4 protein-coding genes are annotated in these 7239 nt (G+C 38.3%); 2 read left to right on the top strand and 2 right to left on the bottom strand.

The window, feature by feature from the left end:
• Positions 1-8: 8 nt before the first annotated feature.
• Positions 9-1967 (top strand): KUP/HAK/KT family potassium transporter, encoded by a 1959-nt coding sequence (locus LQ201_RS25545; protein WP_230146568.1) that lies wholly within the window; start codon positions 9-11, stop codon positions 1965-1967.
• A 196-nt stretch (positions 1968-2163) separates the two neighbouring features.
• Here the strand turns inward: LQ201_RS25545 and LQ201_RS25550 are convergent, their stop codons facing one another.
• Together LQ201_RS25550 and LQ201_RS25555 are read right to left on the bottom strand one after the other, a co-directional pair.
• The gene (locus tag LQ201_RS25550; protein ID WP_230146569.1) at positions 2164-2730 is read right to left on the bottom strand and encodes a transposase; all 567 of its coding nucleotides are present in this window, start codon (positions 2728-2730) and stop codon (positions 2164-2166) included.
• 6 nt (positions 2731-2736) lie between these two features.
• Positions 2737-4686: an amino acid permease gene (locus tag LQ201_RS25555; RefSeq protein ID WP_230146570.1), complete on the bottom strand. Its 1950-nt coding sequence runs from the start codon at positions 4684-4686 to the stop codon at positions 2737-2739.
• A 289-nt stretch (positions 4687-4975) separates the two neighbouring features.
• On the opposite strand from LQ201_RS25555, the gene LQ201_RS25560 reads away from it, so the two are divergent.
• Positions 4976-6193 carry an MFS transporter gene (locus LQ201_RS25560; RefSeq protein WP_230146571.1) on the top strand — a complete coding sequence of 406 codons (1218 nt, stop codon included), beginning with the start codon at positions 4976-4978 and terminating at the stop codon, positions 6191-6193.
• Positions 6194-7239: the final 1046 nt, after the last annotated feature.

Consider the following 7239-nt stretch of genomic DNA (forward strand, 5'->3'; position numbering starts at 1 on the left):
TCAACGAAGTGTCAAATCATAAAAATGTCAACGCATTAACCGCCGGCGGGGTTCTAATCAGTTTAGGAATTGTGTTCGGTGACATTGGTACATCTCCATTATATACCTTAAATGCAATTTTTACAACCATTTTAGGCGGTAAACAGGATATAAATCCCACAAACGTTCTTGGTGTACTATCCTGTATTATTTGGACGCTAACACTACAAACGACCATTAAGTATGTTATTATTACCTTAAGGGCCGACAATAAAGGTGAGGGTGGTATTTTCTCTTTATTTTCATTGGTTCGGAAAAAAGCGAAGTGGCTGGTGGTTCCGGCTGTGGTAGGAGGTTGTGCCTTACTGGCCGATGGAATTATTACACCAAGTATTACGGTTACCTCAGCAATTGAAGGGCTTACTAATAAGTTTGATATACAGGTTATTCCAATCGTATTAACTATTTTAACCATCTTATTTATTATCCAGCAGTTTGGAACCAATTTGGTTGGAAAGCTTTTTGGACCCGTAATGTTTGTTTGGTTTGCTGTTTTGGGTGTATTGGGTATGTCTTTTATTGTTAAAGATTTCACTATCCTAAAGGCATTTAACCCTTATTACGCCATCCATTTACTGGTTACCAATAAACTAGCGTTTTTAATTCTTGGCGGTGTATTTTTGTGTACAACAGGGGCTGAGGCCTTATATTCTGACTTAGGCCACTGTGGTAGAAATAACATCAGAATCAGTTGGATATTCGTGAAATTAACCCTTATTTTAAACTATTTAGGGCAAGGCGTTTGGATTTTGCAGAACAGTGGAAGTTATGTTCCAGGTGCAAAAATGAATCCATTTTTCCAGATCGTTCCTGATCAGTTTCAAATTCCGATGGTTATACTGGCCACTATGGCGGCAGTAATTGCGAGTCAGGCTTTAATTAGTGGGTCTTTTACCCTAATTGCTGAAGCAGTACGTTTAAACCTTTGGCCTAAAATTAAAATTGTTTACCCATCGGTTTCTAAAGGTCAGTTATACGTTCCCTCTATTAACTGGATGTTATGGATTGGTTGCTGTGGTATTGTGTTGTTGTTTCAAAAGGCAGAGAAAATGGATGCGGCCTACGGCTTATCTATCACCATAGCCATGTTAATGACCACCATTCTCGTTAGTTTTTATTTGCGAAGTAGACGTTTCCCGAAATATTTAGTTGCGATATTCTTTTTTACCTATGTAATTATTGAAGGCACATTTTTGATCAGTAATTTAACTAAATTCTTACATGGTGGTTGGGTAACTGTATTAATTGGTTCGTTATTGTTTACAGTGATGTGGAGTTGGTTTGTAGCCCGAAAAATCAAAAACCGCTTTGTTAAATATGTCGAAATTGAGGATTATTATGAGATTTTAACTGAACTGAGCGGAGATGAATCGGTTCCGAAATACTCGTCTCAACTGGTTTATTTAACCAGTGCGAACTTTAAAACGGAGATTGAATCGAAAATTATCTATTCCATTATACAAAAGGAACCAAAACGTGCCGATGTGTACTGGTTGGTGCATGTTGATGTAATGGACGAGCCTTATACTTTAGATTATAAAGTTGAATTCCTGATCCCTGGAAAACTGATCAGGATTGATTTTAGATTAGGCTTCAGGATTGAGCAGCGTGTAAACTTATTGTATCGTAAAGTAGTTGAAGAGCTGGTGAAGAACGGAGAAATCGATATTACCAGTCAGTACACTTCGTTAAACAAGCATAAAATTGCTGGCGATTTCAGGTTTGTTCTTTTAGAAAAACATTTATCTAAGTTCACCAAGTTAAGTTTCTATGAAAGACAGATTATGGATTATTACTTTATCCTTAAAAAATTAAGTTTATCAGAAGAGCGGAGTTTTGGCTTGGATAGCAGTTATGTTGATGTAGAGAAAGTTCCGTTGATTTTCGTTACACCAGATGATATCGAATTGAACAGGTTACCTGTTTAATTGATGAGAACTGCGATTTTAATATTGGGGGTCAGTTTGTTTATAGCTGGACCCATAGCTAAGCTGTACCATTTCGATCATGCCAATAATTATATGATTGCATCTGCATTCGGGCTGATAATGATTACTGCGCTGGCCTTTGTAAAGAAGAAATAATTGAATCCTCTTTCTGTTAAAGAAAGGGGATTTTTTTGTTTTATAAATGGAATTTGTCTTCGTCCCACTTACTGGGATTATCTATAATATAGTTCGAGATGTTATTATATGCTCTTTCATCACGAATAATGTGTTCATAGTAGTTCCTTTGCCATAGCTTTCCCATTGTTTTATCGTGCGATTTGAATAGTTGCAGGCACGCATTAGAAACAATTGATTTATATGCGCCAACAATGTCGGAAATTGTCGGGGCGACCCTTGCGGTCACCCTGTTTAATTCATCTTCTTCTTGGGCGACCACAAGGGTCGCCCCGACAGCAGTAGAAAAAGAAGAAATATCTGATAATACTATTATGCCGTGCATATGATTCGGCATGATCTGAAAAACATCAAGTTCGAAATTTGAAAATCTAACGGATAAATTTATCCATTCATTGTAAGCGATAGTTCCAGATTCATTTAGGATCATTTTATTGTCTGAAACTTTTCCAAATCTATGGATTCTATCTTCACAACAGATTGTTATGAAATAGGCTCCTGCATTTGAATAGTCGTAATCCTTTAGCCTGATCGATCTTCGATGATGTATTAAAGGATTATACTTCATTTATAATTAACTTTCAATTTTTGCCAGTTTACTATGCCTGTAACCATAGGCAAAATAAACCACGAGGCCTACTACCAGCCAGATGCCGAAACCGATCCAGTTCGAAATGCCAAGTTCGCACATCATGTACAAACAACTAATCAATCCTAAAACCGGAATTAACGACAAGTTTTTAGTAATGCAATAGTAGGTGATGATCACACAGATGATCAGGAAAATCCACATCGGAATTTTGTGCTTAAACAATCCCCATCCGCTTTCGTATTTCTTTTCTATCGGTACCTTTGAGGCTGAAATAAACTGTTCATAACGATCGGCCGGTAATGCACTTAAATAAGATTCTGCATCTACTTTTTCGGCCAATACAATTTGTGGCGAGGCATTTTTAACAATTTCCTCTTTAACAATTTTAAGTTCATCGCCGCTTAAAGAAGTAACAAAAGTTACCGTTTGGATTGTTTTAGGGGAATTGAAAAAGAATGCTTTTGTTTCTTTCCCATATTTTGTGAATGCAAAAACTATAGTTGCAATTAAAACAATAGGTACAATAAACTTACTGTTCACATAAGGTATCTTGAATTTTCCACGCTGTACATCAGGCCTGTTCTGTAATACTAAAACCCCTGCGCAAACCAGTACAAAAGCAAAAAGTGTTCCGATAGAACAGAGATCGGTAACAATAGTAAGATTCATAAACAACGATGGTACAGCCACTACAAAGCCTACCACAATGGTTGCGAACGAAGGCGTTTTGTATTTAGGATGAATTTTTGAAAACGATTTTGGCAATAAGCCATCTCTGCTCATGCTCATCCAGATACGTGGTTGACCCATTTGGAAAACCAAAAGTACACTGGCCATGGCAAATACCGCACTTACGGCAATAATACCGCTCATCAATTTTAAGTTAATCTGATCAAAAACGAATGCCAATGGATCGCCCACAGCTAAGGTATCCGATTTAACAATACCAGTTAAAACCAGTGCAATAGCCACATAAAGGATGGTACAAATAATTATCGCCCACATCATGCCGCGGGGTAAATCGCGTTGTGGATTTTTACATTCTTCGGCCGTTGTAGAAATGGCATCGAAACCGATATAAGCAAAAAATACTGCCGAAACGCCCTTTAAAACCCCAGCAACACCGTTCGGGGCAAATGGATCCCAGTTTTTTGTGTCTACATAAAATATACCTACCGCTAATACCAAAAGAATTACCGCAAGTTTAACCACCACCATCGCGTTACTGGCATTGCGACTTTCTTTCATTCCACGGTAAATTAACCAGGTAATTAAAATGATAATGCCCAGGGCAGGAATATCTGCAACAAGGTGAAAACTACCGATTGTTGGAGCAGTAAGCCATGCATTGTTGGCCAAGGCTGTAGCCGAATCTAAATCGGCCAGGTTTTTGCCAGCCGCCAGAAGCGCTTCAGCATGTCTATGTCCGTTATAGGCACTTAAATAGTCCATTGTCATCCAATCGGGTACATGGATGCCCTCTATGCCGAGGGGAGGTATTTTGATGGTTGAGAGTAATCCTGTAAAATAATCAGACCAGGAAATGGCTACCGTAATATTACCGATAGAATATTCCATAATGAGCGACCATCCGATAATCCAGGCCACCAGTTCGCCGAAAGCTACATAAGAATAAGTATAGGCACTACCCGAAACAGGTACCATTGAAGCAAACTCTGCATAAGCAAAGGCCGCAAAACTACAGGCTACTGCTGTAAAAATAAATAAAAAGATTACCGCCGGACCTCCGTCTGCACTTGCCTTGCCGATCGTACTAAAAATCCCTGCTCCAATAATTGCTGCAATTCCAAAAGCTGTTAAATCGCGTACTCCGAGTGTTTTATGTAATGTATTTTCATGGTCGCCATAGCCTTTTGCCGCATCTTGTAATATCTTGGAAATAGATTTTTTTCTGAATAGCTTTTCGAACATCTTTTGTTTGCTTGTTTCCTCAAACTTATAAAAAGTTTGGTTAAAAACGTTTAAAGCAAGATATAATTTTCAATACGCCACGCGCTAGTGGGTAATTGCCGTCGAAAAAAGTGTAATTATTAGATTAAAGTAAAAAAATGAAATTATTTGGCCTGAATAATCCTTTGTTTGATTCGCATAGTTTTAGGATAAGTGAAACAGTTAATTTTGTTGTAAATAATCAGCAGGGCGCATAAAACGACATAGGTCTTGTTTGATTGGAATATTTATATACCATTACATTACCAATATGAATGCAGATATAGCACAAATAAAATACATTAAAGAACGTCACCAGGGTTTGGCTACTCTACTGGCCTTTGCATTAATTCCATTGTCGGGTTTTGCTACCGATATTTATATCCCCTCATTACCTACCATGGCTGGCGAAATGCAGGTGAGCAATGTTCAGGTTCAACTTACACTCAGCATTTTTCTAATAAGCTATGGGGTTGCTCAACTTTTTATTGGTAGTGTGCTTGATAGTTTTGGAAGATATAAAATCTGTTTATACGCATTATTAATTTTCGCTGCAGCAAGTATCATCATTGCAACTACCCATAACATTTACCTTATTTATTTAATGCGCATTATCCATGGTCTTACTGTAGGTGCAATTGTAGTGGCTAAACGCGCTTACTTTGTTGATCTTTTTGAGGGCGATCAGTTAAAACATTATCTGAGTTTGTTTTCTATTATCTGGTCTACCGGACCAATTATAGCACCTTTTATTGGTGGTTATCTGCAAACATTATTTGGTTGGGAATCTAATTTCTATTTCTTAGCTGGTTTTGCACTTGTTTTCGCCGTGCTGGAGTTCTTGTTCAGTGGCGAAACATTAAAACACTTTACCGATTTTCAACTGAAAAAGATAACGGGTATTTATATCGAAATGATTAAAACAACAAGCTTTACCTTAGGTATTGTGATGTTGGGTTTAGCCTATTGTATGGTGATGGTTTACAACATGACTGGACCATTTATCATTGAGCATCATTTCAACTTCTCACCCGTTATTGCAGGTTATAGTTCCCTGTTTTTAGGTTTTGCCTGGATGGTAGGGGGCTTTATTGGCAAGGCCACCATTAACAGACCTTTCTTTAAACGATTAATGATCAACTCGCTGTTTCAGGTAGCATTTGTAGTCCTGATGATTGTAAGCTTAAATTTTGTTTCTAACCTCTGGTCTTTAATTTTCTTTGCCTTTTTAATCCATGTAGGGGCAGGCTTTACCTTTAATAATTACTTCACTTTCTGCCTGAGCAAATTCCCGAAAAATGCTGGGATTGCCGGCGGCTTAACAGGAGGGATAACCTATGTTATCGTTTCTTTTTTGAGTTATGGTATCGTAAATCTGATCCCCGCTAAAGATGAGCGTAACCTAAGCTATAGTTACTTAATCATGATCTTAATCTCGGTTTTGGTGATGTTTGTTGTTCTTAGGCTTCGAAAAAAAGATGAAGTGTAAGGTATTCGAGATGTTGTGTGTTTTCTCTTCCTAAGCGGAGTCGAATATTTCTTGAAGAGCAAAGTCTGTGATATATAGGTAGGGTCCAGTCCTGCTGTTTGTTACAATCCTTTTGGGAAAATTTTGATAAAAATAATTATCCAATGCCCAAAAGGGATTTTCAATCCATCAGGTCTATTCTTTGGGTACAACATATAAAAACATTGGTTTCGATTACCGGAAAAATGTGAGATAAGTGGCAGCTGTGTAAGCCTATTTAGTTTCCGTGTCTTCTGTGTTTCCGTGGCAAAAAGCACTTAGCTAGATGCTAAGGCCAGTTGATAATTCTCCCTTGGGTCATCACGCTGAGCGGAGTCGAAGCGCCTTTACAACGCCCAGGCGGTAAAAAAGAATTAAACTTCGGTCTTAGCGAGACACTGAGGCCAGATAAGAGGTTCTGAATTCTTGCCTAATTTCCGTGCCCTCTGTGTTTCCGTGACAAAAAAATGCTTAACAATACGCTAAGGCCAGTTGATAATTCTCCCTTGGGTTGTCACGCTGAGGGGTAATTAATTGTTTAAAATCAATATGAGTGACGTACAATTGTTTCTTTTCCATACACCATAGGCTTGCCTCGGCTCGCCGCCGCCGAAGGGCTCTTTCTTTTTGGCATCAAAAAGAAACAAAAAATGCCGGCTGAAAATTTTTCTTTTGATGGCAGCTGTGCGGCTAGAACAGTGCAGCCCGAAAAATTTGTTAGGCCGGGTTTAAGTAGAACGGAGATACCGTGCTATGGCCTAGCTGGACGGAAATACAAAAGCGATTAAAATACTGATTAATAGTGGTTTGCGAAATAACGTCAATGGTAGCGGAGTCGAAGCGCCTTTACAACGCCCAGGCCGTAAAAAAGAATTAAACTTCGGTCTTAGCGAGACGCTAACAATGCTATTAAGTTAAGCTATTTATATGCTTGGTGCAACCTGCTTTTATTTTGCCGAACTTTAATTCTGGGAAAGCTTCTTGTTGGCTTTACCGCAACTACAGTTTTAGAAATTTGCTCTATTAGC

This window comes from Pedobacter sp. Bi126 (assembly GCF_918698245.1).
In the GTDB taxonomy this organism is placed as follows: domain Bacteria; phylum Bacteroidota; class Bacteroidia; order Sphingobacteriales; family Sphingobacteriaceae; genus Pedobacter.

Coding starts and splice junctions, on each gene's coding strand:
- LQ201_RS25550 (WP_230146569.1), bottom strand. CDS start 2,730: ATGAAGTATAATCCTTTAATACATCATCGAAGATCGATCAGGCTAAAG.
- LQ201_RS25560 (WP_230146571.1), top strand. CDS start 4,976: ATGAATGCAGATATAGCACAAATAAAATACATTAAAGAACGTCACCAG.
- LQ201_RS25555 (WP_230146570.1), bottom strand. CDS start 4,686: ATGTTCGAAAAGCTATTCAGAAAAAAATCTATTTCCAAGATATTACAA.